30 protein-coding genes are annotated in these 26,199 nt (G+C 72.3%); 13 read left to right on the plus strand and 17 right to left on the minus strand.

Translation table 11 applies throughout. From position 1 onward, the window contains the following. Nucleotides 1-1,308 (minus strand): serine/threonine-protein kinase (locus ACWCSD_RS19515; protein WP_449916597.1); only part of this gene is annotated, 1,308 nt, incomplete at its 3' end. Nucleotides 1,309-1,407: 99 nt separating this feature from the next. Between ACWCSD_RS19515 and ACWCSD_RS19520 the strand changes: the two genes are divergently transcribed. Further along, on the plus strand, nt 1,408-1,947 hold the full coding sequence (locus ACWCSD_RS19520; RefSeq protein WP_449916600.1) for a hypothetical protein: 540 nt from the start codon (nt 1,408-1,410) through the stop codon (nt 1,945-1,947). A 37-nt stretch (nt 1,948-1,984) separates the two neighbouring features. Then, nucleotides 1,985-2,425, plus strand: coding sequence for a PPC domain-containing DNA-binding protein (locus ACWCSD_RS19525; protein ID WP_449916603.1), 441 nt, complete (start codon nt 1,985-1,987; stop codon nt 2,423-2,425). A 103-nt stretch (nt 2,426-2,528) separates the two neighbouring features. Here the strand turns inward: ACWCSD_RS19525 and ACWCSD_RS19530 are convergent, their stop codons facing one another. Next, complete coding sequence (locus tag ACWCSD_RS19530; protein WP_358283063.1) at nt 2,529-2,663, minus strand: hypothetical protein; 135 nt, start codon at nt 2,661-2,663, stop codon at nt 2,529-2,531. 184 nt (nt 2,664-2,847) lie between these two features. Here ACWCSD_RS19530 and ACWCSD_RS19535 point away from each other — a divergent pair, with 184 nt between their 5' ends. After that, the gene (locus ACWCSD_RS19535) at nt 2,848-3,456 is read left to right on the plus strand and encodes a Dps family protein (protein ID WP_387668468.1); all 609 of its coding nucleotides are present in this window, start codon (nt 2,848-2,850) and stop codon (nt 3,454-3,456) included. 361 nt (nt 3,457-3,817) lie between these two features. Further along, a complete protein-coding gene (locus tag ACWCSD_RS19540; protein ID WP_352349574.1) occupies nt 3,818-4,105 on the plus strand; it encodes a DUF3040 domain-containing protein in 288 nt (95 codons plus the stop codon). A 15-nt stretch (nt 4,106-4,120) separates the two neighbouring features. On the opposite strand, the gene ACWCSD_RS19545 is transcribed toward ACWCSD_RS19540, so the two are convergent. The 3 genes from ACWCSD_RS19545 to ACWCSD_RS19555 form a co-directional block, all read right to left on the minus strand. Further along, entirely contained in the window at nt 4,121-5,209 is a 1,089-nt protein-coding gene (locus tag ACWCSD_RS19545; protein WP_397164801.1) for a LacI family DNA-binding transcriptional regulator, read from the minus strand. A 43-nt stretch (nt 5,210-5,252) separates the two neighbouring features. Further along, nucleotides 5,253-6,125 (minus strand): PfkB family carbohydrate kinase, encoded by an 873-nt coding sequence (locus ACWCSD_RS19550; protein WP_397164803.1) that lies wholly within the window; start codon nt 6,123-6,125, stop codon nt 5,253-5,255. Between the two features lie 89 nt (nt 6,126-6,214). After that, nucleotides 6,215-7,216 (minus strand): SIS domain-containing protein, encoded by a 1,002-nt coding sequence (locus tag ACWCSD_RS19555; protein ID WP_358283057.1) that lies wholly within the window; start codon nt 7,214-7,216, stop codon nt 6,215-6,217. A gap of 286 nt (nt 7,217-7,502) precedes the next feature. On the opposite strand from ACWCSD_RS19555, the gene ACWCSD_RS19560 reads away from it, so the two are divergent. Genes ACWCSD_RS19560 through ACWCSD_RS19575 form a run of 4 tightly spaced genes read left to right on the plus strand, consistent with a single transcriptional unit; the run spans nt 7,503 to nt 11,419 of the window. Continuing rightward, nucleotides 7,503-8,825 carry an ABC transporter substrate-binding protein gene (locus ACWCSD_RS19560; RefSeq protein WP_449916611.1) on the plus strand — a complete coding sequence of 441 codons (1,323 nt, stop codon included), beginning with the start codon at nt 7,503-7,505 and terminating at the stop codon, nt 8,823-8,825. A 28-nt stretch (nt 8,826-8,853) separates the two neighbouring features. Continuing rightward, nucleotides 8,854-9,741, plus strand: a complete 888-nt coding sequence (locus ACWCSD_RS19565) for a carbohydrate ABC transporter permease (RefSeq protein ID WP_449916614.1) — start codon at nt 8,854-8,856, stop codon at nt 9,739-9,741. Further along, nucleotides 9,735-10,571 carry a carbohydrate ABC transporter permease gene (locus ACWCSD_RS19570; protein ID WP_358283051.1) on the plus strand — a complete coding sequence of 279 codons (837 nt, stop codon included), beginning with the start codon at nt 9,735-9,737 and terminating at the stop codon, nt 10,569-10,571. The genes ACWCSD_RS19565 and ACWCSD_RS19570 overlap by 7 nt, the downstream gene beginning before the upstream one ends. Nucleotides 10,572-10,576: 5 nt before the next feature. Next, nucleotides 10,577-11,419, plus strand: coding sequence for a TIM barrel protein (locus tag ACWCSD_RS19575; protein ID WP_397215074.1), 843 nt, complete (start codon nt 10,577-10,579; stop codon nt 11,417-11,419). On the opposite strand, the gene ACWCSD_RS19580 is transcribed toward ACWCSD_RS19575, so the two are convergent. From ACWCSD_RS19580 to ACWCSD_RS19590, 3 genes are all read right to left on the minus strand, one after another. Beyond that, nucleotides 11,414-12,538 (minus strand): hypothetical protein, encoded by a 1,125-nt coding sequence (locus tag ACWCSD_RS19580; RefSeq protein WP_449916618.1) that lies wholly within the window; start codon nt 12,536-12,538, stop codon nt 11,414-11,416. The two genes, ACWCSD_RS19575 and ACWCSD_RS19580, sit on opposite strands and share 6 nt — an antisense overlap. Then, complete coding sequence (locus tag ACWCSD_RS19585) at nt 12,535-13,044, minus strand: SigE family RNA polymerase sigma factor (protein ID WP_397164812.1); 510 nt, start codon at nt 13,042-13,044, stop codon at nt 12,535-12,537. Before ACWCSD_RS19585 ends, ACWCSD_RS19580 begins: the two co-directional genes overlap by 4 nt. An 81-nt stretch (nt 13,045-13,125) precedes the next feature. Next, the gene (locus ACWCSD_RS19590; RefSeq protein ID WP_449916621.1) at nt 13,126-14,172 is read right to left on the minus strand and encodes a DUF418 domain-containing protein; all 1,047 of its coding nucleotides are present in this window, start codon (nt 14,170-14,172) and stop codon (nt 13,126-13,128) included. 179 nt (nt 14,173-14,351) lie between these two features. Here ACWCSD_RS19590 and ACWCSD_RS19595 point away from each other — a divergent pair, with 179 nt between their 5' ends. Next, nucleotides 14,352-15,500 carry a sensor histidine kinase gene (locus ACWCSD_RS19595; RefSeq protein ID WP_449916624.1) on the plus strand — a complete coding sequence of 383 codons (1,149 nt, stop codon included), beginning with the start codon at nt 14,352-14,354 and terminating at the stop codon, nt 15,498-15,500. After that, entirely contained in the window at nt 15,497-16,144 is a 648-nt protein-coding gene (locus ACWCSD_RS19600) for a response regulator (protein WP_449916627.1), read from the plus strand. The genes ACWCSD_RS19595 and ACWCSD_RS19600 overlap by 4 nt, the downstream gene beginning before the upstream one ends. Nucleotides 16,145-16,150: 6 nt before the next feature. Here the strand turns inward: ACWCSD_RS19600 and ACWCSD_RS19605 are convergent, their stop codons facing one another. The 9 genes from ACWCSD_RS19605 to ACWCSD_RS19645 all read right to left on the minus strand — a co-directional run bounded on the left by ACWCSD_RS19605 (nt 16,151) and on the right by ACWCSD_RS19645 (nt 23,630). Continuing rightward, nucleotides 16,151-16,561, minus strand: a complete 411-nt coding sequence (locus ACWCSD_RS19605) for an RrF2 family transcriptional regulator (protein ID WP_358283040.1) — start codon at nt 16,559-16,561, stop codon at nt 16,151-16,153. Between the two features lie 13 nt (nt 16,562-16,574). After that, nucleotides 16,575-17,438 (minus strand): ABC transporter permease, encoded by an 864-nt coding sequence (locus ACWCSD_RS19610; RefSeq protein ID WP_397164818.1) that lies wholly within the window; start codon nt 17,436-17,438, stop codon nt 16,575-16,577. Then, nucleotides 17,435-18,241 carry an ABC transporter ATP-binding protein gene (locus ACWCSD_RS19615; RefSeq protein ID WP_397164819.1) on the minus strand — a complete coding sequence of 269 codons (807 nt, stop codon included), beginning with the start codon at nt 18,239-18,241 and terminating at the stop codon, nt 17,435-17,437. Before ACWCSD_RS19615 ends, ACWCSD_RS19610 begins: the two co-directional genes overlap by 4 nt. Nucleotides 18,242-18,253: 12 nt before the next feature. Continuing rightward, nucleotides 18,254-19,318 carry an ABC transporter substrate-binding protein gene (locus ACWCSD_RS19620; RefSeq protein ID WP_449916629.1) on the minus strand — a complete coding sequence of 355 codons (1,065 nt, stop codon included), beginning with the start codon at nt 19,316-19,318 and terminating at the stop codon, nt 18,254-18,256. A gap of 83 nt (nt 19,319-19,401) precedes the next feature. Beyond that, nucleotides 19,402-19,866, minus strand: a complete 465-nt coding sequence (locus ACWCSD_RS19625; protein WP_397164821.1) for a GNAT family N-acetyltransferase — start codon at nt 19,864-19,866, stop codon at nt 19,402-19,404. Then, nucleotides 19,863-20,846 carry an ABC transporter substrate-binding protein gene (locus tag ACWCSD_RS19630; protein WP_449916632.1) on the minus strand — a complete coding sequence of 328 codons (984 nt, stop codon included), beginning with the start codon at nt 20,844-20,846 and terminating at the stop codon, nt 19,863-19,865. The genes ACWCSD_RS19625 and ACWCSD_RS19630 overlap by 4 nt, the downstream gene beginning before the upstream one ends. Nucleotides 20,847-20,861: 15 nt before the next feature. Beyond that, a complete protein-coding gene (locus ACWCSD_RS19635) occupies nt 20,862-21,614 on the minus strand; it encodes an amino acid ABC transporter ATP-binding protein (RefSeq protein WP_449916645.1) in 753 nt (250 codons plus the stop codon). Further along, complete coding sequence (locus ACWCSD_RS19640) at nt 21,614-22,486, minus strand: amino acid ABC transporter permease (RefSeq protein WP_449916635.1); 873 nt, start codon at nt 22,484-22,486, stop codon at nt 21,614-21,616. Before ACWCSD_RS19640 ends, ACWCSD_RS19635 begins: the two co-directional genes overlap by 1 nt. Then, nucleotides 22,473-23,630, minus strand: coding sequence for an LLM class flavin-dependent oxidoreductase (locus ACWCSD_RS19645; protein WP_449916637.1), 1,158 nt, complete (start codon nt 23,628-23,630; stop codon nt 22,473-22,475). Before ACWCSD_RS19645 ends, ACWCSD_RS19640 begins: the two co-directional genes overlap by 14 nt. A gap of 120 nt (nt 23,631-23,750) precedes the next feature. On the opposite strand from ACWCSD_RS19645, the gene ACWCSD_RS19650 reads away from it, so the two are divergent. From ACWCSD_RS19650 to ACWCSD_RS19660, 3 genes are all read left to right on the plus strand, one after another. After that, nucleotides 23,751-24,647 (plus strand): TauD/TfdA dioxygenase family protein, encoded by an 897-nt coding sequence (locus tag ACWCSD_RS19650; RefSeq protein ID WP_358283023.1) that lies wholly within the window; start codon nt 23,751-23,753, stop codon nt 24,645-24,647. Between the two features lie 129 nt (nt 24,648-24,776). Continuing rightward, a complete protein-coding gene (locus ACWCSD_RS19655; RefSeq protein ID WP_449916641.1) occupies nt 24,777-24,911 on the plus strand; it encodes a hypothetical protein in 135 nt (44 codons plus the stop codon). After that, the gene (locus ACWCSD_RS19660) at nt 24,911-26,008 is read left to right on the plus strand and encodes a YeiH family protein (protein ID WP_449916643.1); all 1,098 of its coding nucleotides are present in this window, start codon (nt 24,911-24,913) and stop codon (nt 26,006-26,008) included. Before ACWCSD_RS19655 ends, ACWCSD_RS19660 begins: the two co-directional genes overlap by 1 nt. Nucleotides 26,009-26,199: the final 191 nt, after the last annotated feature.

A 26,199-nucleotide genomic window follows, 5' to 3' on the forward strand; every position in this document is an offset into this window, starting at 1 on the left:
CGGGCCTGCTCGTAGCGGGCGGTGGTGAGCTGGGAGGCGTAGCCCGCGCCGCGGTGGACGCTGGAGTAGGCCGGGAGCGCGGCGGCGACGGCGGCGGCCGCCGTCGTCCCAGCGCCGGACGGCGGCCAGGATCGGGCCGTGGACGGCCAGCCCCTCCCTGTTGGCCTCGATCCAGCGGCGCAGCCGCGGCCAGGCGTGCGGCAGGGCCGGACGGGCCAGCCAGACCTCGCGGCCGTCGCGGCCCAGCAGGTACGCGAACACCTCCAGGATCCTGGTGACCGCCGGGATCTCGGCCGCCGATCGGCCGGCCACCAGCTCGTCCAGGGCGGCCTTCCTGGTGGCCAGCTCGCCCATGCCGTCCACGGTGAACAGGCGCAGGAACACCTCGGGCGCCAGCTCCCGCTCCGCGGGGGACAGCAGGGTGTAGGAGTCCTCGGCCAGTGTGCCGAGCGACGGGTCGGCGACCGTCCCGGCGACGTGGGCGGCCTGTCGGCCGCGTTCGAGCAGCCGCGCGGTGTCGAGCCCGCCGTCCCCGCTGACCAGCGCGAGCAGCAGCTGGCGGGCCTCGGGACGCCGGCCGGGCTCCTTGCTCAGCGCCGCCGACACCAGCGGGCGCAGCGAGTCCGGCAGCGCGGCCAGGTCGGGCGTGGCCGACAACACCCGGTGCATCACCCCGCCCAGGCTCTCGGCCTCGAACGGGTCGGCGCCCGTGGCCGCGTACAGCACGACGCAGCCCCAGGCGAACACGTCCGCGGGCGCGCCGGCCCGCTGGCCGCCGAACACCTCGGGCGCCATGTACGTCGGCGTGCCGGTCACCAGGCCGGTCGCGGTCAGCGACATCTCGGCGGTGCGCGCGATGCCGAAGTCGATGACCCGCGGGCCGTCCGGGCCGAGCAGCACGTTGTCCGGTTTGAGGTCGCGGTGCACCACGCCGGCCTCGTGGATGGCGGTGAGCGCCGTCGCCACCGCCGTGGCCAGGCGGTGCAGGTCGCCGCCGAGGAAGCGGCGTCCGGCGGCGACCGCCTGGCGCAGGCTCGGCCCGGCGACGTACTCGCTGACGATGTGGGGGCGCGGGCCGTCCAGTTCGGCGGCGAGCACGCGGGCGGTGCAGAACGAGGCGACCCGCCGCGCCGCCTCGGCCTCCCTGGCCAGCCGTCCGGCCTCGTCGCCGTGCAGCACCTTGATCGCCACCCGGGCGCCGTCCTCGGCGTAGGCCTCGTAGACGACGCCCTGACCGCCGGCGCCCAGCCGTCCGGCGAGCCAGTAGCCGCCCAGGCGTTGCGGGTCGTCGGCGGTCAACGCGTTCACGGCTGGTTGGATGCGATGATCGCCGGCAAAGTTGTGGTCATTTTTGCCGATTTATCGGTGCTTGACATTCCAGCGGCGTCAGGATCTAGGATCGCCGCCGTGCTCATGACCTTGACGCTCAGCGCGGCGCTCGTTCTGACCGGAACGCCCGCGCAGGCCACCAAACCCGTGTCGTTCCAGGGGTTCACCATCCAGATACCGGTCTCCTGGAAGGTGAAGAAGGACCCGATCGGCGGGCTCGACGTGGTCACCGGGGCCTGCTCCAAGCGGGCGACGGAGTGCCCCGGCTTCTCCCTCGGCGGGCCGCGGGCCATCGCCTACGCCTCCGAGGGCGGCACGTACCGGCCGGGCCAGCCGTACCACCCCAGCAGCGGGGTCGTGGAGTGCGTCCCGGACCGGCGTTACCTGGAGGGCGTGCCGCCCGTCCGGCCGTCCCGCGCCGCGACCGTGCAGGTGGGGGCGGGGCACCAGGCCCGCTTCACCGAGTGGAGACTGGGCTGCCAGACGAGGACCAGCAAGCCGGCCCCGGTGTCCTTCACCCAGCGCATCTGGTACCTGCGCAAGGAGAAGGTGCTGGTCGTCGACCAGTGGAAGACCCCCGGGCTGGGGAACATCCTGGCCAAGGCCGTCTGGAAGTGACCGGGTTGCCCGCGCGCCGTGCGGGCAGGAGATCGTCATGCGCAGCAAGCGGCTCTCCACCGTCGAGGAACAGACGTACGCGGTGGTCCTCGACCCCGGTGACGAGGTGGTCGAGAGCCTGACGGCGTGGGCCGCCGACAACGGCGTCCGCGCCGCCCGGCTGACCGGCATCGGCGGGTTCCGGCAGGTCACGCTGGGCTTCTTCGACCCGGCGGCGCTCCGCTACGACCCGATCCCGGTCGACCGCCAGACCGAGGTGCTCTCCCTGATCGGCGACTTCGCCATGCCCGACGACGACGTGCGGCCCACCCTGCACGCCCATGCGGTCGTGGGCCTGCCCGACGGCACGACCCGCGGCGGCCACCTGCTGGGCGGCGAGGTGTGGCCGACGCTGGAGGTGATCGTCACGCAGTCCCCCAGCTATCTGCGGCGCCGCCACGACCCCGCCACCGGCCTGGCCCTCATCGACCTGCGCTGACCCCTCGGCCTGCGCCGCCGCCGGCCTCTCCTCCTGCGCTACCCCCGCCCGGCCGCCGGCCCGGCCCGCTCCCGTCCGGTCGCCGGGTGGCGGGTGGCGGCGGTCACTCGAAGTCGTCCGGGTTCAGTTCCTTCATGTGCTCGAAGCGCTCGCGTTCCTCGTCGTACTCTTCCTCGCCTGCGGGGCCTTCGAGGTCGGCCGCGGGCGTCTCTTCGTCCTCGGGCTCTTTGCGTCGCATGCTCATCCCCCTCCCGGCGGACCGGGCACGGGGCTCCCCCGCGCCCATCGCTCCGGCTACCCCTCTGACCTGCGGGCAAACGATCGCGGACGCCGGATGTTGACCGGCTCTTGTGCGGGCTCGTGGGGGCGCTTGGCGCGCCGAAGGGGAGGATTCCGGGCGATTGTTCCGACTATCTGAGGAGATGTACGTGCCCACCAAACGCTCCGCCAAGCCGACCCGGTCGAAGCCCGACAGCCAGCCCTGGCTGCACGTGAACGGCGTGGAGATCCAGGAGTACGGCACCGTGCGGATGTTCCCGCTCGGCCTCTCCCGTGACGCGCGCGAGTACTCCTGCCAGCGCCTCAACCAGATCCTGGCCGACACCCAGATCCTCTACAGCCTGTACAAGAAGCACCACTGGCTGATGCGCGGCCCGACCTTCTACCAGCTCCACCTGCTGCTGGACAAGCACGCCTCGGAGCAGATCGCGCTGGTGGACGAGATGGCCGAGCGCGTGCAGACCCTCGGCGGCGTCGCGGTGGGCGACCCCCGGCACGTGGCCGAGATCACCGTGATCCCGCGCCCGCCGAACGGCTGCGAGGAGGTGCCCGCCATGCTCTCGCGCCTGATCGAGGCGCACGAGACCATCCTCGTGGCCGCCCACGACGCGGCCGCCCGGGCGCAGGAGATGGGCGACGACGGCACCAACGACCTGCTGGTCTCCGACGTCATCAGGACGAACGAGCTCCAGACCTGGTTCCTGATCGAGCACCTGGTGGACACCCCGCTGGTGGAGAAGCCGGACAGCTGACCGGCCCGCCCGATGTCCGGTAAGCCGGAAATCGACGCCAGGTGAAGGAAATGTCTGGATTTAGCCGGACATCGCACACCGGACGTAACGGTTCATACCGGGCGCAGTAAGGCGCCGCATCGAGCCCGCACCGCCGGGTACGCCAGGAATCGCGGGCCTTCGGGGCCGCCGGCGACCCGCCAGAGCGCGCCGCCACGAAGGCGTGCCTCACCAGCGGGACGCCCTCTGACCAGGGCCGACCCCGACCGGGCCGCCCTGACGGGGGCTACTTCTGACCGGGAGCGACGGAGAACGACATGACCCAACCGCTGACCTCACCGCCCGCCCCCGCCCACGGCGTCGCGGGACGGGAGCGGCGGCCATGAGCCTGTCGGACCGCGAACGCCGCATCCTGGCCGAGATCGAGCAGGATCTGCGCTGGCAGGACCGCGACTTCGCCTGCCGCATCGACGCGCTCAACGCCAAACCGGCCCGCCGCCGCCGCTGCCCGGTGACCCGCAGGGAGATGGCGTTCATCCTGGTCATCGTGGTCGCGATGACGCTGCTGTCGGCGGTCGTGTTCGTGGCGGCGGGCCGTCCGCGCACCCCGCCCGCGCCGCGCCCCACGCGCGAGGTGGTGACCACCTCGCCCCAGGTCACCCGTCCATGACCGCCGGCCGCCCGCTCAGGACGGCGGCGGGGCGACCGAGGCGCGGCTGACCAGGCGCGAGCGCAGCGTGTGCACGTCGTGCCGCGGCTCGGCCCCGTCGAGCACGTCGAGCAGCACCTCGGCGGCCTTCGCGCCGAGCTGGTGGACCGGCTGCTCGATCATCGTCAGCGGCGGGTCCATGACGGCCGCCCAGGCGCTGTCGTCGAAGCCGATGAGCGAGATGTCGGCCGGGTAGGACAGCCCGGCGGCGCGCACGGCCCGCAGCGCCCCGGTCACGGCGTCGGTCTCGGTGCAGAACAGGGCGGTGGTGCGGTCGGGCAGCGCCAGCATGCGGGCCACCTCCTGGGTGGCCCACTCCTCGGTCTTCGGGCCGGTCATGACCAGCTCGGGATCGAAGGGGATGCGGGCGTCGTCGAGCGCGTCGAGGTAGCCGCGCAGGCGCTCGCCGTCGGTCCACACGTTGCGGGCCTTCTCCAGCAGCGCCCGCCTGGTCACGGGCGGATCGACCGAGGACGGCCCCCACACGAACCCGATGCGCCGGTGGCCGGCCGCGATCATCACCTCGACCGCCTCACGGGCCGCGCCGCGGTTGTCGATGACGACCGTGTCGAGGTCGAGCGGCGCGACCGCGCGGTCGACCAGCACGATCGGGATGCCCCGGCCCATGGCCGCCCTGATGTGCTTGACCTCGTCGCGCCCCACGGCCGCCGAGGCGATGATGACGCCGTCGACCCGCTTGTCGATGAGCACGTCGGTGGCCGCCACCTCCTCGTCGAGCCGCTCGTACGTGCTCAGCACGATCGTGTCGAACCCGCGGGCGCGCGAGGCGTCGGAGATGCCGCGCATGACGCCCGCGAAGAACGGGTTGCCGATGTCGGCCAGGATCACGCCGAGCGTGTGGCTGACCCCGGTGGACATGCTGCGGGCCAGGGCGTTGGTGCGATAGCCGAGCTTCTCGGCCGCCGCCAGCACCCGTTCGCGCAGCTCCGGGCTGACATAGCCGTAGCCGCCGAGGGTGCGGGCCGCGGTGGCGCGGCCGACGCCGGCCTCGGCGGCCACCTCCGAGATCGTCGGCCGCCCCGACTGGCTCCGGTCGGCTGCCATCGAACGGGTTCCTCGTTTCTGGGGGGTCGCGGGCACGCCCATGCTAGCCGCGCGGGGCGGGCCTGCCGAAGCCGAAGGCGCCTTCGACGAAGCACTGGTCGTAGGCGGTCTCCGCGCCGGCCAGCAGCGCCCGCAGGACCGCCCCGCGGCCGGGCGCGGCGCCCTTGCGCCAGCCGTCGCGCAGCAGGGAGACGGCGAACCCGGCCAGGAACGCGTCCCCGCAGCCCATGGTGTCGACGATCTTGCCCGGGTCCTCGACCAGCCGGGCGGGGGCGGCGACCAGGTCATGGCCGTCGTAGGCCATCGCGCCGTCCACGCCCCTGGTGCCGAGGGCCAGGCGGGCGCCGCTCGCCACGGCGCGGGCCAGCAGGTCCCGGGTGCCCGCCGCGTCCAGGTGGGAGCAGGACAGGAGCACCAGGTCGGCGTGCGGGCAGACGCGGTCCAGGTAGGCGGGGACGCGATAGTCGTCCTCGCTGGACAGGTCGAAGCTGACCAGGGGCCGCAGACCGGCCAGCCCGGGCAGCTCGTCCTCGCTGCCGGAGTAGACGCTGGAGTGCACCAGGTCGAACGAGCCGGCGTAGGCGAGCAGGTCGCCGGTCAGCGCCAGCGGCTCCCGCACGGTGACGCCGCCGCCGTTCCAGCCCAGGAAGACCCGGTCGCCGTCGTCCACGCGCAGCCGCGACACGCCGCTCTCGCCGGGACGCACCACGCAGCGGTCGACCGCGACGCCCTGCGCGGCGACGGCCTCGCGCAGGAAGCCGCCGAGGTCGTCGTCGCCGAAGACCCCGAGGTAGGCGGCCTCGACGCCGAGGCGGCCCGCGTAGACGGCGACGTTCACGCTGTTGCCGCCCGGATAGTCGATGCCCCGATCGACGAACCGGTCGACGATGTTGTCGCCGAAGCCGAGGACTCTCATGTTTCTCCTGTGCCGAGGGGGTTCGGGATGGGCAGGCCGGGGCCGCTCCCGTCCCGGCGGGCGGGAGCGGGAGCGGAGGTGGCGGCGGCCTAGTAGTCCATGACCCGGTAGTAGCGGCGCAGGTCGAGCGAGTGGTCGCGGACGCGTTCCAGGTGCTTGCTGACCCGGCCCAGCACCGTGTCGAGCACGAGCGGCGCGAGCAGGCCGCGGAACTCGGGGCTGATGCCGTCGAGCGGGTAGTCGCGGGTGTCGAAGACGGTGACGTCCTTGGAGATGCGCCGGGCGAAGGCTTCGGCGCGGTCGGTGAGCGGGCGCGTCTCGTCCTCGCCCTGGAAGATCAGCACGCTCGTGTCCTCCTCCAGCAGCTCCAGCGAGCCGTGGAAGAACTCGGCGCTGTGCACCCTGGTGGTGCGCAGCCACTGCATCTCCTCAAGGATGCACATCGAGTACAGGTAGGTGAATCCCCACAGGTTCCCGCCGCCGATGAGGAAGTGGTAGTCGGTGTCCTTGTGGGCCTCGGCGAACGCGGCGGCCACCGGCTCGGCCTGCCGGGCGACCTCCAGCATCACGCCGGGCAGCCCGGCCAGCTCGCCGGCCAGCTTCTCGTAGCCCTCGAACTCGCCGCGGCGGGACAGCAGGCGGCCCATGAACAGCAACATCTGCTGGTCGAACGGCCACGCCTTCGGCTCCGACACCAGCACGGCGTCCACGGCCTTGGCGATCGGCGAGTCGGGGTAGCCGGTGAAACCGACCGTGTAGGCGCCCTTGTCCTTGACGTACTCGATCGCGCGCAGGCTGTCCTCGGTGGTGCCGGAGACCGAGGTGAAGATCGCGACCGTGCGCTCACCGAGCCGGGCGTCGCCCGAGACGACCAGCTCGGCCGCGATCGCGGCGCGCACGTCGAGCGTCGAGCTGCGCCTGGCCAGGTGCTCGTAGGGCCACATCTGGGCGTACGTGCCGCCGGCGCCGACGAGCAGGAGGGTGTCGAACCCCTGGTCCACGAGCCGATCGACGAGCTCCTCGATCTGGGGGCGCAGGGCCACGGTGCTGGCCAGCTGCGACAGGAATTCCGGCTCGTTGAATCCGAGCATCTTCGCGTCCTTTCGGGAAAGCTTGCGGGCCGGCGGCGTCCAGCGGCCTGATACCGGTATCACGCGGAGGTCACGCTGACACAGGATCCGGTCGCGCGTCAACACCCCACCTGCGAGAACCAGCCTCGTACTGCTGTTTCGTCGCAGGAGAAAGCCCACAGGCAGGCGCTCGGAAAGAAAATCTTGCTTCGCGGTCTGGTACCGGTATCAGTTCATCTGTACAGTCAGCCAACACCCCCACCGCGGACCGGCAGGTCCCCCTCTCCCTCCGAGAGAAAGGAAGCCCATGCGCCCTCGCGCAATGACGTCGTTCGCGGCGCTCCTCGGGACGCTCGCCCTGGCCGGCTGTTCCGGCGGCGGCGACGGAGCGGCCACGGCCCCCGCCGCCGACCTGTCCGCCACGCCCGACTTCTCCGGCACGCTGAGCATCCTCACCAAGTTCGCCGGCGAGCCGCTGCAGCCGTACTTCGAGGACCTGGCCACGGCGTACCAGAAGCAGCACCCGGGCGTGAAGGTCGAGCTCATCCAGGAGACCGACCAGAGCATCAAGGACAAGACCAAGACGCTGACCGCCTCCGACGCGCTGCCCGACGTCTTCTTCACCTGGAGCGGCAACTGGGCGGAGAACTTCGTGCGCGGCGGGCGGGCCGCCGACCTGAGCAAGGTGATCGGCCCGGACACCGAGTGGGGCAAAACGTTCAGCCCCGGCTCGCTGTCGGCCTTCGCCTACGACGGCAAGTACTACGGCATCCCGCTGTACGGCAACGGCAAGTTCATGGGCTACAACAAGACCGCCTTCGACAAGGCCGGCGTCAAGGTGCCCGGCACGTTCGAGGAGCTGGTCGGGAGCTGCGCGGCGCTGCGCAAGGCGGGCTACGAGCCGATCGCCTTCGGCAACAAGGACGGCTGGCCCGCCCTGCACTACCTCCAGCAGCTCTTCGCCTACGACGTGCCGGCCGACGTCCTGCAGGCCGACTTCACCCCGAAGACGGCCAAGCTCGACAACCCGGGCTACGTGACCGCGCTCAACCGGTTCAAGACCCTGGTCGACACCTGCACCGACACCGGCAAGGGCACCAACGGCGTGCTCTACAGCTCGGCGCAGCAGGCCTTCCACGACGGCAAGGCGGCCATGTACTACCAGGAGGTCCTGGAGTTCGACAACGCCACCGACAAGAACGGCCTCAAGCCGGACGACTTCGGCATCTTCCAGCTCCCCGCCCCCCAGAACGCGGCCGGCGACCCCAAGACCATCGAGGGCGCTCCCGAGGGTTACCTGATCAACGCCAGGTCGCCGCGGGCCGCGCTGGCCGTCGACTTCATGAAGTTCGTGACCTCCACGCAGAACGCCAAGACCCTGTCGGCGCCCCCGTACGGGCAGCCCAGCACGGTCGTCGGCGCGGTCAGCCCCGAGACCTCCAGCAAGGCCGTCTACGAGGGCATGGAGCAGGTCAACAAGGCGCCGCGGCTGGCCGCGTGGCTCGACACCGTCACCGTGCCCGAGGTCGCCGACGCCTGGCTGGCCGGCGGCGAGGCGCTGATCAGCGGCGGCTCGACCCCCGACAAGGTGCTGGCGAGCGTCCGCGAGGCGTCGGAGTCGGCGAAGTAGGCCGGGCGGCCGGAGGGAGAGCATGCCGGTGCGTGCCATACGTCAACGGGCGCTCGGCCTGGCGTGGGTGGCTCCCGCGCTCGCGCTGGTCGTGGTGTTCGTCTACCTGCCGCTGGTGCAGAACTTCCAGTTCAGCACCCTCAAATGGGACATCTACCGCGGCACCCAGGAGTTCGTCGGGCTCGACAACTACCGCAAGCTGATCGACGACCCGGTCTTCTGGTCCTCGCTGGGCAACAACGTCCTGTACGCGGTGGTCTCGATCGTCTTCCAGGTGTTCGGCGCGCTGCTGCTGGCCGCGCTGATCGAGGGCGTCCGCAGTGAGCGGTGGCAGCGCGGCCTGCGGGCGGTGTACTTCATCCCGTCGGCGATCTCGATGACCGTCGCCGGCCTGCTCTTCTACTTCATCTACGAGCCCAACCTGGGCCCGCTCAACCACCTGCTCAGGGCGATCGGCCTGGACGGCCTGGCCCAGGCGTGGCTGGGCCAGGAGAGCACCGCCATGTCGGCGATCATCGCGATGAGCCAGTGGCAGGGCTTCGGCTACTCGACCCTGCTGTTCGCGGTCGCGATCCAGCGCATCCCGCGCGAGATCTACGGCGCCGCCGCCATCGACGGCACCGGCCCGGTCCGGCGGTTCTTCCACGTGACCGTGCCGCTCGTGCGGGAGATGACCGGGCTGATGATGATGGTCACCGTCTCGGGCGCCTTCCAGGTGTTCAACGAGGTCATGGTGATGACCAGCGGCGGCCCCGACAACTCCAGCCAGGTCCTGGGCACCTGGCTCTACCGCAGCGGCTTCGTGCGCAACAACTTCGGCTACGCCGCCGCCATCGCGACGGTGATCTTCGTCATCACGCTCGGCATCGCCGTGGGACAGATGTGGGTCACCCGTAAGAGAAGGGTGGAATGGTGAGTCGCCGCGGCTTCCTCGGCGTGATCGCGCGCGTGTTCCTCTGGGCGTTCCTGCTCTGCCTCGCGGTGGTCGTGCTCTATCCCCTGCTGTGGATGGTGCTCAACGGGTTCAAGTCCAACAGCGAGCTGTTCGGCAACCCGTTCGCGCTGCCGTCGAGCTGGAGCTTCGAGAGCTACCAGAAGGCGTGGAACCGGGGGGTGAGCGACTACCTGACGACGAGCGTGCTGGTCACGCTCACCTCCACGGTCGCCACCGTGTTCGTCAGCGCGTGGGCGGCCTACGGGCTGACCCGGGTGGACATCCCGTTCAACCGGTTCGTCACGATGGCCATCCTGGGCGGGCTCATGCTCGCGCCGACCGTGGCGCTCGTGCCGCTGGTCAAGATGTTCCAGGCCATGGGGTTGTACAACAGCTTCTGGGCGCTGCTGATCCTCTACACCGCGTTCCGGATCCCGTTCACGACGTTCCTCATCCGGGCGTACATGATCGACCTGCCGCGCGAGGTGGACGAGGCCGCCGAGATGGACGGGTGCGGCCGCTGGACCGCGTTCTGGCGGATCATCCTGCCGATGTGCAAGCCGATCCTCACCTCGACCGTGCTGCTGCACATCCTGTTCGCCTGGAACGAGTACCTGTTCGCGATGGTCTTCACCAGCGGCGCCGGCGTGCAGACGCTGCCGGTCGGCCTCACCGGCCTGATGAGCAAGCACGGCACGGACTTCCCCGTCGTCTTCGCCGGGATGGTGATCGCGGCGCTGCCCGTGGTGCTGCTGTTCTTCCTCGGCCAGCGCTACATCGTCAAGGGCCTCGCCGACGGGGTCGGGAAGTGAGTCTGATGTCGTTGTCACTGCGGCAGGTCACCGGTTCGAACTTCGCCTACCAGCACCTGCCCTTCGACCGTTTCCTCGACGACGCCGCCGCGCTCGGTCGCGAGCACCTGGAGCTGTGGGGCGTCGCGCCGCAGCTGCACGTGCCGTGGCTGAGCGACGCCGAGGCGCGGGCGATCCGCCGGCGCGCCGCCGGGCGGGGGCTCACCGTCCGCTGCCTGACGCCCGAGCAGGTGGCCTACCCCGTCAACCTGGCCTCGCCGGACAGCCGGCTGCGGGCCGCGAGCGTGGCGATGTTCCGCCGGGCCGCCGAACTGGCCGCCGAGCTGGGGGCCGAGCTGCTGCTGCTGACCCCGGGCCGGGGCTTCGAGGACGAGCCGGTCGCCGCCGCCTGGCGGCGCTCGGCCGACGCGATCGGCGAGATCTGCGCCTACGCCCGCACGCTCGGCGTGTCGTGCGTGCTGGAGGCGTTGCAGCGGGTGGAGTCCAACCTGGTCAACGACGCGCCCACGCTGGCCCGCATGATCGACGAGGTGGGCGCCCCGAACCTGGGCGCGGTGCTGGACACCGTGGCCATGGCGGCGGCCGGGGAGGGTGTGGACGACTACTTCGACGCCCTCGGCGACCGCGTCAGGCACGTGCACCTGATCGACGGCTCCCCCACCGGGCACCTGGCCTGGGGCGACGGCGAGCTGCCGCTCACGGAGTACCTGGCCGCGCTGGACCGCAGGGGCTATCGGGGAGCGATGACGTTCGAGCTGTTCGGGGCCGGGGACTACGCCTTCGACCCGCGTCCCGTGGTGGAGCGCTGCCTGGCCTCCGTACAGGCAGCGCTCCCGGGAGCCTCATAGCCCGCCGACGGCTCCGGGCATGACCAGCCCCCTGCCCTGGCCGGGGTACTTGGCCACCAGCCTGGACCTGCCGGTGCGGACGTCCACCGCGTAGGCCCGGGTGTCCTTCCCGGCCTCGACGGTGAGCGTGACCTCCGACCGGCTCTGCCAGATCGTGGCGTCGTGGATGCCCGCCCCCGTCGGCAGGCCCTTCACGGAGATCTTCCGCAGGGTGCGGCCGGTCCTGGTGTCGAGCACGGTGAGCCTGCGGGTGACGTACTCGGGCTGGGCTTTCTTGCCGGGCGGGAACTCGAAGGCGACCACCGTGCGGCCGTCCGGGGCGAGCTCGCTGAACATGATGAAGACGCCGTCGAAGCGCACCGGCCTGCCGCCGCCGGTGACCGGCATGAACAGCAGGTCGGTCTTGCGGTAGCGGACCAGCTCGGCGACGCCGTCCTTGATGGCGACCGGCTCGTACACGCCGGGGACGGGCACCGTCCCGCCGGTCCGCACGTCGATCAGCAGGCCGGGGTCCTTGGTGCCCTCGCGCGGGTCGAACGCCAGGTGGCGGCCGTCGTCGGAGACCACCAGCAGGGAGCCCATGCCGAGGCGTTCCTCCGCCACCTTCGCGGCGGAGACCGTCTCCGCGCCGGTCACCATGTCCCGGACGACGTGCGCCTGCGCGTCTTCGTCGTAGTAGGCGAACATGCGCCCGTCGCGGCTGAGGGCGACGGGCACGCGGTCGTTCCTGGCGGTCCTCGCGAGCGCCTGGGGCACCCGGTACGTCCTGCCGTCGGCGGTGACCACCCGCCATTCGCCGTCCAGGCAGCCGGGCGGCGCGCTCTTCCCCTTGGGAGGCAGGCAGCTCTGCCGGTAGGCGTGGCTGAGCGTCCCCACCTTCCCCTCGGGCAGGACGGGCACGGCCGCGGCCGCGGCCTGCGGCGCGGCGGCGGGCACCCGTCGCGGCCCGGCCACCAGCACGGCCGCCGTCACCCCGGCCAGCACCGCGATCGTCGCGGCGGCCGCCAGCGTCGCCGAGGCGCGGCGTCTGCGCCGGTACCCCGCCACCGCGAGGTCGGCCAGGTTCACCGGGGGCGCCTCCTCGGCGATGCCGTTCAGCGCGTCACGGAGTCTGGTCATCGGGCCGCCTCCTGAGGGGTTCGCGAGTCCACGAGGTCGGGGGCCAGCGCGCGCAGGCGCGCCAGCGCGTGATGGGTCTGGCTCTTCACCGTGCCGACCGCGCAGCCGAGCGCGTCGGCGGTCTGGGCCTCGGTGAGGTCCTCCCAGAAGCGCAGGACGATCACCGCGCGCTGCTTGCGCGTCAGCTTGTCCAGCGCCTGGCGCAGCACGATCCGGTCGAGGGCGTCGTCGTCGTAGGTGACCGGGCGCTCGGGCGGGTCGGCGCTGGGCAGCTCGGGGTTCGGCCGGCGCCGCCACGAGATGTACTGGTTGACCAGCGCCTTACGCGTGTACGCCTCCGGGTTGCCGTCCCGCGCCAGCTTGTGCCAGTGCCGGACGACCTTGACCAGCACGCTCTGGAGCAGGTCCTCGGCCTGGTGAGGGTCGCCCACGAGCAGGTAGGCGGTCCGCATCAGCGCCTGTTGCCGGGCGATGACGAACTCGCGGAAGCCGTCATGAGCGTCCAATGTGGTGATCTCCCTTCGCCCGTTCCCAACGCGGCCGGCCGGGCGGAGGGTTGCAGGTTCGTCGCAGAATTCCCTACGGCCTCACCGGGCCCGCCGGTCGGGACGGCGGCCCCAGGTGGCCCAGCGCCACAACCATTCCACCGGGCCGAAGCGGTACCGGCGCAGCCAGAGGGTGGACCACACCCACTGCAGAGCCAGGATGACGGCGGCGATCCCCACGATCGTGGTCAGCGTCCAGCCCTCCGGCGGGCCGCCGGCCAGCCTGCCGAGGACCAGGACCAGGGCGGTGGCGCTCAGGTAGTTGGTCAGCGCCATGCGGCCCAGCGGGACGAAGACGGCCCGCAACACCGGGCGCAGCGGGTTCCTGAGCAGGACGAGCAGGACGCACACGTACAGACCGGCCATGAGCAGCCCGGACGCGGCCATCGGCAGGGGGACGCCCGTGCTCGCGGCCTGCCACATGAGCGCCGGGACGGTGGCCGCGGCGAGGCCCAGGGCCAGCAGCGCCGGGACGCGGGTGGAGCTCTCGATCCGGTCGATCACGCCGTACCTGGTGAGGGCCGAGCCCAGCAGGAACAGTCCGGGCACCAGCATCGTGCCGCCCCCGAAGACGACCAGCGCCGCGACGACGAGCACGGCGGCGAGCCCGGCCACGGCCCAGCGCGGCAACCATGTCGAGGGCAGCAGCACCACCAGGCCGACGACCGCGTAGACGGTCAGGATGTCGCCGCGCCACAGCAGGAACATGTGCGCCAGGCCCATGCAGGCCAGCAGGAGGAGCCTGCGCAGCAGCAACACCCGCGGATGGGGCACGCGGGCGGCGGCGGAGTCGAGCAGCAGCGAGAAGCCGACGCCGAACAGCAGCGAGAAGATCGGGAAGAAGCGCTGCTCGACGAGCAGGCCCAGCCAGCGGGCGGTGTCGTCGAGCGTCGCCTGCTGCGCGGTGACCGGGTCGGTGCCGACGTGCGAGATCGGCTGGACGTTGGCCAGCAGGATCCCGCACAGGGCGAAGCCGCGCACGACGTCGAGCGCGATGATGCGCGACCGCCCGGGGGCGGCCGGGGGTGTGGTGCGGGGTGTGTCGTCCGGGGGCAGGGCGCGGGCGGGCCGCGGGTCGTCATAGGGCATGAAGCCTCATCCTGCGGCGGACGGCGGGGCGCGGGGAGGGTCCAAAGCAGGGTTCGGGCCGCGGCGACCGTACTTTCGGCCGGTGTGCCGGGCGGACCGGCCTCCCTGGCCTGGGGTGCGCGCGGCGACCGTACTTTCGGCCGGTGTGCCGGGCGGGCCCGCCTCCCTAGCCTGGGTGCGTGAACGTGCGGAACCGGCCGGAGCTCGCCTGGCCCCTCGGGCGGCGGGCCGCGGCCGTGACGGCGCAGGCCGCGCTGGCGGTGGCGGCCGTCGCCGTGCTGGTCTTCTGGGCCGGTCTGATCGCCGGCAGCTGGGGCGGCGGCTACTGGGTGTTCGACTGCGCGGCGGGGGCGGCGGTGTGCGCGCTGGCCCTGGCGCGCCGCCTGGCCCCGGCGTGGACGGCCGCGGGCGGGCTGGCGGTGGCGGCCGTGGCCGTCCTGGTCGCCGCGTGGGCCGGGCTGCCGAACGAGCCGGGACCGGCCATGGCGCTGGGCCTGTCCGTGCTGGTCGGGTCGGCGGTCAGGACGCTTCCCGTACGGGCCGCCTGCGCCGTCGCGGCCGGTGGGCTCGCGGTCGCCGCGGCGAGCGCGCCCGGGGCGCACAACGGGGCCACGGTGGGGCTCAACGTGGCCTGGTGGCTGGCCGCCCTGGGCGTCGGCGGCGGCCTGCGGCTGCTGGCGGCGCGCCGCCTGTCGGCCGCCGATCGCGTCCGGCACGACGAGCGCCGCAGGCTGGCCAGGGAGCTGCACGACGTGGCCGCCCACCACCTGACCGGCATCGTCCTGCAGGCCCAGGCGGCCCGGCTGCTGGCCCGCAGGGGGTCAGGCCCGCTGGAGGAGTCGCTGGAGGACATCGAGGACGCCGGCGCCGGAGCCCTGGCCGCGCTGCGCCGCGTCGTGGGCCTGCTGCGCGACGCCGGTGACGACGTGCCCGGCCCGGCCGGCCGGCTCACCGACCTGGTCGGCGGCTTCGACGGCCCGCCCGTGACCCTGCGCGTCCCCGGCGAGGCCGAGAGCTGGCCGCCGGAGGTGAACAGCACCGTCTACCGGATCGTCCAGGAGTCGCTGACGAACGTCGCCCGCCACGCGGCCCGCGCGGTCACCGTCGAGGTCACGGTCACCGGGCGGGACGGCGCGGTCGTGGTGGAGGTCGCCGACGACGCGCCGCCCGCGCCGCCGTCCCGGAGCCGCGGCGGCTACGGCCTGCTCGGCATGCGCGAACGCGTCGAGGCCCTCGACGGCACCCTGCGCGCGGGCCCCCGGCCGGAGGGCGGCTGGACGGTCCACGCGACCCTGCCCCTCGCAGGGCCACCTGGGGGGCGGCGATGACGATCGGCGTGCTGCTGGCCGACGACCAGGCGATGGTCCGCCGCGGCCTGCGGCTGATCCTGGAGGACCAGCCCGACATCCGCGTGGTGGCCGAGGCCCGGGACGGCGCGGAGGCCGTGGAGCTGGCCCGGCGGGTACGCCCCGACGTCTGCCTGGTGGACATCCTCATGCCCGGCATGGACGGCATCGCGGTCACCCGCGCCCTGGCCGGCGCAGGCGTGCCCGACCCGCTGCCGGTGGTCGTGGTCACCACCTTCGACCTGGACGAGTACGTCTACGACGCGCTGCGCTGCGGCGCGGCCGGGTTCGTGCTGAAGGACGCCGGCCCGGCCCTGCTCGCCGAGGCCGTACGGGCGGCCAGCACAGGGGACGCCCTGATCTCGCCGTCGATCACGCCGCGCCTGCTGGGCCGCCTGGCCAGGCGGGCGCCGCGCGCGACGGGAGCGGTGCATCCGCTGTCGGAGCGGGAGACCGACGTGGTGCGCGCCGTGGCCGCCGGTCGCAGCAACCGGGAGATCGCCGCCGCCCTGCACATCTCGCTGAGCACCGTGAAAGGCCACATCTCGGCCATCCTCGACAAGCTGGGCATACGCAACCGGGTCGAGATCATCGTGTGGGCCTGGGAGAACGGGGTGGCGGGCTAGGGTCCGTCAGCGCGACTCGTCGCCCAGCCGCACGCTCGCGCGGGCGATGTCGGCCAGCGTGATGTCGGCCAGCATCATCTCCTCGTGGTCGCGCAGCGCGCTCCACACCTCGGCGAGCGGGCTGGCCACACCGGGATAGCCGCCGTGGTCGCCGCCCTCGGAGACGCCTTCGACGATCAGCACGATGTCGGCGAGGGTGATCTCGCCGGCGGGCCTGGCCAGCCAGTAGCCGCCCTCGGGGCCGCGCTGGCTGTGCAGCAGGCCCGCCCGGCGCAGCTGCAGCAGGATGTTGTCGAGGAACTTGCGGGGGATGCCCTGGGCCGTGGCGATCTTCTCGGCGGGCATGGGGCCCGGCGGCGCTGCGGCCAGCTCGGCCGCGGCGCGCAGGGCGTACTGGGTTCTGGCGGAGATCCGCATGACCGTCTACTGCTCAGGCGCTCACCTGGTGCAGGCCCCAGCGGCGGCGCAGCGCGTCGTCCGCCAGGCCGAAGACGCGGTCCACCACGATGCCGATGACCAGGATGACGATCATGGTGGCGAGCAGGCCGGGCGAGTCGGCCAGTTCGCGGGCGTAGTGGAGCTGCTCGCCCAGCGAGGCCTGGTTGGCGATGATGACCAGCAGCTCACCGGCCATCAGCGAGCGCCAGGCGAACGCCCAGCCCTGCTTGAGCCCGGCCAGGAACGACGGCAGCGAGGCCGGCAGGATGACGTGCCGGTAGAGCGCGATCCGGCGGAAGCCGAGCATGTGCCCGGCGCGCAGCAGGATCGGCGGCGTGTAGTCCACCCCGGTGATCAGGCCGTTGGCGATGGACGGCGCCGCGCCCAGCACCACCACGAACAGGATCGCGCTCTCCGACAGCCCGAACAGCAGGATGGCCAGCGGGAACCAGGCGATGGACGGCATCGTCTGGAGCCCGGTGATCAGCGAGCCCGTGGCGCGGCGCAGCGGCCCGATCCGCGAGACCAGCGCGCCGACGACCAGCCCGACGGCGATCGCCAGGGCGAACCCGGTGACCGCGCGGCGCATGGTGACCGTCAGCGCGGTGTAGAACTCGGGGTCGCCGAGCCGGTGCCCGAGCTCGGCGAGCGTGGTGACCGGCCCGGCGAAGACGTACTCGGGCCACCAGCCCGCCCACACCACGGCCTGCCAGACGGCCAGCACGATGAGCACGGCCGAGGCGATCGGCCACAACCCCGCCCACAGCCTGGAGGCCAGGCCGGCGCGGTGGCCGGTGCCCAGCTCCAGCGCGTCGAGCCCGGCGATCTGCTGGGCGTGGGTGTCCGTCGTCGTCATGCGGGCTCCTCCTGACGGGCGTGGCGCAGGACCTCCTGGCGGAGGCGGCCGGTGATCTCCCCCGCCAGCTCGGCCACCTCGCCCGAGTCGGTACGGCGGGGCCGCGGCAGCGCGACGGGGAAGTCCTCGACCACCCGCCCCGGCCTGCTGGACAGCAGCACGACCCGGTCGCCGAGCCGGACGGCCTCGCGCACATTGTGGGTGACGAACAGGACCGACAGGGCGCGTTCCCGCCAGATGCGTTCGAGCTCGTCGTGCAGCAGGTCGCGGGTCATGGCGTCCAGGGCGCCGAAGGGCTCGTCCATCAGCAGCACGTCGGCGTCCTGGGCGAGCGCCCTGGCCAGGGCGACGCGCTGGCGCATGCCGCCGGACAGCTCGTGCGGCCGTTTCCTGCCGAACCCGCTGAGGTGGACGATGTCGAGGAACTCGGCGGCCCGGTCCCGGCGTTCCCGCTTGCTCACGCCCTTGGCGCGCAGCGCCATCTCGACGTTGGCCGAGACGGTCAGCCAGGGGAACAGCGCGGGCTCCTGGAACATGAGCGCGACGCGGGCGTCGTCCACGTCGATCCGGCCGGCCGTGGGCCGGTCGAGCCCGGCGACCAGCGACAGCAGCGTGCTCTTGCCGCAGCCGGACGCGCCGAGCAGGCAGACGAACTCGCCGGGCGCCACCGACAGCGAGACCTGGTCGAGGGCTTGCAGGGCCGTCCGGCCCTGACCGTAGAGCTTGGAGACGGCCTCCAGCCGGATCGCGGGGCTCTGCCCGTCGACCCGGCCGGTGGCCTGCTCCGTGAGCGGAGCGGACATCGCGTGCGCCTCCTACTTGTCGGAGATGGCCTGCTGGCCCTTGGCGGCGAGGACCTCGTTGAGGACCTTGAGGTCGTAGATGCCGTTCAGGTCGACCGGGTCGAGGAGGCCGACCTTGGTCGCGTGCTCGGCGCTGCCCACCAGCGACGAGGCGATCGGGTCGTTGGTGAAGGTGATGTTCTTGAACGCGCTGTCCAGCACCTCGGGCTTGAGCGCCTTGCCGGTCAGCTTCTGCAGGGCGGCGTTGGCGGTCTGCGCGGCGCCGGCCGGGTCCTTGGCGATGACGTCGTTGGCCTCGACGTGCGCCTCGATCAGCTTCTTGAGCAGGTCGGGGTGCTCCTTGGCCCACTCCTGGCGGACGATGAGGTGGGTGATCACGAACTGCTTGTTCGGCCACAGGTCTCGCTCGTCGACCAGCACCTTGCCGCCGCTCTCCTTGATCAGGCGGCTGGCGAACGGCTCGGGCACCCAGGCGCCGTCGATGTCGCCGGTGGCGAAGGTCTGGATGGTCTGGGAGTTCTCCTGGGGCACGATCGAGACCTCGCCGCCGCCCTTGGTGTCGGTCTTGATGCCCTTCTCGGTCAGCCAGTAGCGCAGCGCGACGTCCTGGGTGTTGCCGAGCTGCGGGGTGGCGATCTTCTTGCCCTTGAGGTCCTCCACCGAGTTGATCCCGGGCTTGACCACCAGGAACACGCCGCCGGACGCCGCGCCGGCGACGATCTTGATGGCCTGGCCCTTCGACTTCGACCAGGCGTTGATGGCCGGGTTGGGGCCGACGTAGGTGGCGTCGATGGCGCCGGAGAACACGGCCTCGATCGCGGCCGGTCCGGCGTTGAACGTGCTGGTCTTGGGCGCGGCGCCGAGGTGCTTGGCGTAGATGCCCTTCTCCACGCCGACCAGCGCGGTGGCGTGGGTGATGTTGGGGAAGAAGCCCAGACGCACCTGCGTGGCGCCGGCTCCCCCGCTCTTCGCGCCGCTGTCCGCAGGGCTGCCGCTGCCCCCACAGGCGGCCGCCATGGTCGTGAGCGCCAGGGCGGCCAGGGTGGCCACCGTTACGCGAACCCTGCGAGCGTTCATCTCTTCTCCCTATTTCCCACTTTTTTAGTGGCTTTAGAGTGTTTATAGGAGCAAGGGAGGGCGCTCGTCAATCCCACTCTGGGTCACAGACTCTTCACGAAAGGCAGCGGGCCGCGCTTCGGACGGTCGTCCGGGTCGAAGCGCGGGGTGTAGCCGCCGGCCAGGTACAGGGCGACGGCCTCGGGCTGGCGGGGGCCGGTGGTCAGGTGAATGCGCAGGTAGCCGCGGCGGGCGGCCTCGCGTTCCAGCTCCCGTACGACGACCGCGCCCAGGCCGCGCCTGCGGTGGCCGGGATGCGTCCACACCCGCTTCAGCTCGGCGGTGTCGGCGTCGTAGCGGCGGAACGCCCCGCCCGCCACGGTCTCGCCGCCCACCACCAGGACGAGGAAGGCCCCGTCCGGCGGCGCGAACTCCTCGGCCGGGTACCGGTTCAGCTCGTCGTTGGCGCCGTACCGGCTGGTGTACTCCAGCGCGAGGTCCGCCAGCAGCGGCCGGACGGCGGGATCGTCCGGCGCGACCAGGCGGACCTCGAAGGCGGGCGCGCTCAACCGCTCTGCCTCGGCAGGCCCGGCGGGTTGACCCTGGACTCGGCGACCGCCTCGTTGCCCAGCCCCCACCGGTCGAGCACCTGCCGGTACGTCCCGTTCGCGATCACCGTGGCCAGCGCGTCGTGCACCGGCCCGACCAGGCCGTCGCCCTTCTTCGTCATCGCCGCGATGAGCCCCTGCAGGCCCGGCCCGGCGCCCGAGGCGGTGCCCACGATCCTGGAGCCGCCGCTGACCGCGACGTTGTAGGCGATGGTCGGGTTCGGGCCGAAGTACGCCTGCACGCGCCCCGACTTCAGGGCGAGCAGCACGTCGCCGTACTTCTGGTAGTAGAGGATCTCGACCGGTTTCCGGCCGGCCTTCCGGTTCTGGGCGTCCCAGTCGAGCAGGATCTTCTCCTGGTTGGTGCCCGAGCCGACCGAGACCCGCAGCCCGGCCACGTCGGCGGGCCCGGAGATCCTCCTGATCGGGCTGGAGCCGGGAACCTGCCAGGCGAGCTGGTCGATCCGGTACGTCGCGAAGTCGTAGACGTCCTTGCGCTCCTCGGTGACGGTGACGTTGTTGAACACGGCCTCGTACTTGCCCGACTTGGCCCCCAGGAACAGGTTCTCCCAGGAGGAGCTCTCCGGCTCCAGCTCCAGGCCGAGCACGTCCGCCACGAGCTGGGCGAGGTCGGTCTCCACGCCGATCGGCGTGACGTTGTCGCTGGCCGGGAAGACCAGCGGCGGCGAGCTCTGGACGCTGAAGCCGACGGTGAGCCGGCCGTCCCGGGCGATCTCGGCGGGCACCCGGGCGGCGATGCTCGCGACCTTGCCGGTGCGCACCCGCTTCTGGTCGGGGCCGGTGTCGACGGCGCGACCGGCGACCGCGCCGTCGGCGCCTGCCCCCTCGCCGGCTCTTTGGACGAGCGCGGGTTCGGCCGCGCAGGCGGTGACGGTGGTGGAGACGATCAGCAGGAGTGCGGGCACGGCGGTGAGACGCATGGGGGTTCCTTGTGATCAGAGGACCTTGCCGAGGAAGGCGCGGGTGCGCTCGTGGCGCGGGGCGTCGAGGACCTGGGCGGCCGGGCCGCGCTCGACGATGCGGCCGTCGTCCATGAACACGACGGTGTCGGCCACCTCCCGGGCGAAGCCGATCTCGTGCGTGACGACGATCATGGTCGTGCCGCTGCGGGCCAGGTCCTTCATGACCTCCAGGACCTCGCCGACCAGCTCCGGGTCGAGGGCGGAGGTGGGCTCGTCGAACAGCACCACCTTGGGCTCCAGGGCCAGCGCCCTGGCGATGGCGACGCGCTGCTGCTGGCCGCCGGAGAGCGTGCGCGGGTAGGCCGCCGCCTTGCCGGCCAGCCCGACCCGGTCGAGCAGGCGGGCGGTCAGCTCGGCCACCTCGGCGCGCGGCCGGCGCTGGGCCGACAGCGGGGCCTCGGCGATGTTCTGGCTGACGGTGAGGTGCGGGAAGAGGTTGAAGTTCTGGAAGACGAAGCCGATGCTGGTGCGCTGGCGGAGGATCTCGCGTTCGGGCAGCTCGTACAGGTGGTCGCCGGCGCGCCGGTAGCCCAGCAGCTCGCCGTCGACCGTCACCGTCCCGCGTTCCACCTTCTCCAGGTGGTTGATCACGCGCAGCAGGGTGGACTTGCCCGAGCCGGACGGCCCGAGCACCACCGCCACCTCGCCCTGGCGTACGCGCAGGTCGATGCCCTTGAGCACGTGCAGCGCGCCGAAGCTCTTGTGCACGCCGGCCAGTTCCACCATCATGAGCGGCCCCTGCCGTAGTGGCGCTCCAGGAAGTGCTGGCCGACCGAGAGCGTGGTCGTCAGGACGAGGTACCAGACGGTCGCGACCAGCAGCAGCGCCATCACCCTGCCGTTGCGGTTGTAGATCACCTGTACCTGGTAGAACAGCTCGGGCAGGGCCATGATGTAGACCACCGAGGTGCCCTTGACCAGGCTGACGATCTCGTTGCCGGCGTTCGGCACGATCGTCCGCATGGCCTGCGGCAGGATGATCCGAAAGAACCGGCGGGCCCGCGGCACGCCCAGCGCCGCCGCGGCCAGGCGCTGCCCCGGATCGACCGACAGCAGGCCGCCGCGGACGATCTCGGCGGCGTAGGCCGCCTGGTGCAGCGCGAGCCCGAGCGCGGCGGCGGTGACCGGCCCGATCAGGTCCATCGTGCCGACGTCGAAGAAGGCCGGCCCGAACGGCACCCCGAACGACAACCTCGGGTACAGCAGCGCCAGGTTGTACCAGAACAGCAGTTGCAGGATCAGCGGCACCGAGCGGAACAGCCACACGTACCCCCAGGCCACCGAGGCCAGCAGCCGGTTGGCCGACAGGCGCATGAGGGCGAGCAGGGTGCCGAGCGCGAACCCGAGCCCGATGCCCAGCGCGGTCAGCTCCAGCGTGAGCAGCACCGAACGCAGGACGGAGGGCGCGAACAGGTACATGCCGACGACGTCCCACTCCCAGGCGGGGTTGGTGACCAGGGCGTTGGCCGCCATCGCCAGTAGCACCAGCACGACGAGCGCGGCCACCGCCCGTGACGGGTGGCGGGCGGTCACGACCTTCGGCGCGGGCTCCTCCAGCCCGGCGGCGGGCACCGCCTCGGCCGTGTCACGCAGCGCCATGGCCCGCACGCACGTCGTCGCCACGTCCCGAACGCGCGGCGTCGGCGGCCTTGGCGGCCTTGTCGCGGGCGGCGTCGCGGCGGGCCACTTCCGCGCGGACGAGCGGGATGACGTGCCGGCCGAAGTCGACGGCGTCCTCCAGGATCGCGTAGCCGCGCGCCGAGAGGATCTCCACGCCCAGGTCGTAGTAGTCGAGCAGGGCCTGCGCGACCGTCTCCGGGGTGCCGACCAGGGCGGTGGAGTTGCCGGCGGCGCCGGTGGCCGCCGCGGTGGGCGTCCACAGGGCGCGGTCGTGCCGCTCTCCCCTGGCGGCCACCTCCAGCAGCCGCAGCGACCCGGCGTTCTGCGGCGGCCCCCCGGGACGCCGCCGCGGGTTCGCCCGGGAGTGTCGCAGCTCGCCCAGGATCCGGTGCGCCTTCTCCCAGGCCAGCTCCTCGGTGGGCGCGATGATCGGCCGGAAGGCCACCTGGATGCGCGGCACGTCGGCCCGCCCGGCCGCGCGGGCCGCCTCCTTGACCGAGGCGATCTGCTGCGCGGTCTCGGCCAGCGGCTCGCCCCACAGGCAGTAGACGTCGGCCTCGGCCCCGCCGGCCGCGTACGCCGCGGGCGACGAGCCGCCGAAGGAGACCTGGGGCCGCGGCCGCTGGACCGGGAAGACGTCGGAGACGAAGTCCCGGAAGGAGTAGTGGGCGCCCTCGTGGTCGAACGGCTCCCTGGAGGTCCACCCCTTCTTGACGATCCTGATGTACTCCCTGGTCCTGGCGTACCGCTCGTCCTTGGTCAGGACGTCGCCCTCCCTGCCCTGCTCGTGGTCGTTGCCGCCGGTGATGAAGTGCACGGTCAGGCGGCCGTCGCTGATCTGGTCGAGCGTGGCGAAGGTCTTGAGCGCGTACGTCGGGTACGACACGTTCGGCCGGTGGGCCAGCAGGATCCCCAGGCCCTCGACCCGGCCGGCGACGTACGCCGCCACCTGGGCCGGGTCGGGCGAGCCTGAGCCGTAGGCGAACAGCACCCGGTCCCAGCCGTGCTCCTGGTGGGCCCGCGCGAGCCGGAGCGTGTACTGCTTGTCGAAGGAGGGGCCCGAGCGGGGCGAGGTCTCCGAGCCGTCGTTGGTGCCACCGATACCGAGGAACTCCACAGGCATGTCGCGGCCTTTCTGGCGTCGTGAACGCCTTTCACCCCAGCACGGCGATCTTATTCCGTCAAGCCCTACCAATTTAGTTGGTTTTTATTTACGGTGGAGGCGTACGGAAGGAAGGACACCATGCCATCCCTGACCATCACCCCCGTCGCCGGCCGTATAGGAGCCGAGATCACCGGTGTGCGGCTCGCGCCCGATCTGCACCCCGACGTCGTGGCCGAGCTCCGCCAGGCCCTCCTCACCCACAAAGTGATCTTCCTGCGCGGTCAGGAGCACCTCGACGAGCAGAGCCAGGTGGGCTTCGCCCGGCTGCTCGGCGAGCCGACCGCCGCCCACCCGACCGTGCCCGCGCTGCACGGCAACGCCCACATCCTGGACCTCGACTACAGCAACGGCCACAAGGTCGACCGCTGGCACACCGACGTGACCTTCGTGGACCGGCCGCCGCTGGCCTCGGTGCTGCGCGCGGTCGTCGTGCCGGAGGCGGGCGGCGACACGTTGTGGGCCAACACGGTCAGCGCGTACCAGAACCTGCCCGCCGAGCTGCGCGACCTGCTCGACCGGCTGCGCGCCGTGCACACCAACCAGTACGACTACGTCCGCACGGCCACCATCGACGAGCGCGCCCGCGAGCACGCCGAGGTGTTCGCCTCCACCCTGTTCGAGACCGAGCACCCGGTCGTGCGCGTGCATCCGGAGACCGGCGAGCGCTCGATCCTGCTCGGCGACTTCGCCAAGCGGCTGAGCGGCCTGTCCGGGCACACCTCCGGGTCGATCATCCGGCTGGTCCAGGAGCACGTCACCGAGGTGGAGAACACCGTCCGCTGGCGCTGGTCGCCCGGTGACGTGGCCATCTGGGACAACCGGGCCACCCAGCACCGCGTGGTGCACGACTTCGGCGACCGTCCCCGCCGCCTGCACCGGGTCACGATCGCCGGTGACGTGCCGGTCGGCGTGGACGGCCGCACCAGCACCGCCCTCAGCGGCGACGCCGCGACCTACTCGCCGATCGCCGCCTGACCCTCCCCGGGGCCGCCCCGGCCACGAACGTCGCCGTGGCCGGGGCCTCGCGGATCGGCCGAAGCCAGTGCGGGCGGGGTTGGCTGGGCCCCGCCCGCACCTCCCATCCCCCACCTGAAAGGCACGCCCATGAGCACCGGCGAATCCCCCACCGGACGCGAGAGCCGCGTCGCCGTCAACGAGGACTGGGCCGCCACGGCCGTCGGCCTGGTCCTGCTCGTCCTCGTCCTCACCGGCGTCATCCCCGTCGGGCTGGTGCCCTGATGAGCGCCGCGACCGTCACCGCCGACCGCGCGACCTGGCGCGGGACGGCGCTCGGCGTCCTGGTCGTCCTCGTGCTGGCCGCCGCGACCCGATTCCTGGAGAAGGGCGTGCCCGGCTGGCTCCCGGACTCCGGGCTCGCCAAGGCCGTCGAGTTCCCGGTCTACGCGATCGCCCTCGGGCTGCTCGGCAACGCGCTGCTGACCGCGGCCGGGCTGCGGGAGCGGCTGGCCGGCGGGTTCCGCACCGAGTTCTTCATCAAGACCGGGCTGGTGCTGCTCGGCGCCTCCATCAACCTCAAGGTGATCGTGACCGCCGCCGGGCCGGCCGTGCTCCAGGCGATCGTGCTGATCAGCACGGTGTTCCTGTTCACCTGGTGGCTCGGCGGGCGGCTCGGGCTCGACGACCGGCTGCGCGCGCTGCTGTCGTCGGCCGTGTCGATCTGCGGGGTCAGCGCGGCCATCGCGGCGGCGGGGGCCGTCCAGGCCAGGAAGGAGCAGCTCGCCTACAGCGCGAGCCTGGTGATCGCGTTCGCGCTGCCGTCGATCTTCGTGCTGCCCGCCCTGGCCTCGGCGTTCGGGCTGCCGCCCGAGGTGGCGGGGGCCTGGATCGGCGGCAACATCGACACCACCGCCGCCGTCACCGCCGCCGGCACGATCGCGGGCGAGGACGCCCTGGCCATCGCCACGATCGTCAAGGTCACCCAGAACGCGCTCATCGGCGTCGTCGTGGTCGCGCTGACCGCCTGGTTCGCCTTCCGGGTCGAGCGGCGGGCGGACGCCGAGCGGCCGGGGGCGGGCGAGTTGTGGCGGCGCTTCCCGAAGTTCGTGCTCGGGTTCGTCGCCGCGTCCGTGATCGCCACCTGGTGGCTCACGACGGTCCCCGCGGGCCAGGGCAAGGCGGTCGTCGGGGTCGCCAACGACCTGCGGACCTGGTTCCTGATCCTGGCGTTCGTCAGCATCGGGCTGGAGTTCCGGGTGGCCGCGCTGCGGGCGGCCGGCTGGCGGCCGGTCGCCGTGTTCGCCGCCGCGACGGTGGTGAACGTGGTCGTCGCCCTGGCCCTGGCCCTGGCCCTGTTCTCCGGCTTCGCGGCCGGCTGAGGGTCCCGCCCTCGGGGGGCGGGGCCGTCCCGCTACGCGACGGGCTGCTGGGCGGGATCCGCCACCCGGACGATCGAGCCGCTGATCTGCTGCGGTACGGCGGATCTCTGGCGCCCGGAACCCCGTTGCCGTCCACCGCGCAACTCGCCGAGCAGTACGACGCCTCGCTGAGCGTGGTGAAGATGGCCGTC

It is taken from the genome of Nonomuraea sp. NPDC001684 (genome assembly GCF_053596515.1).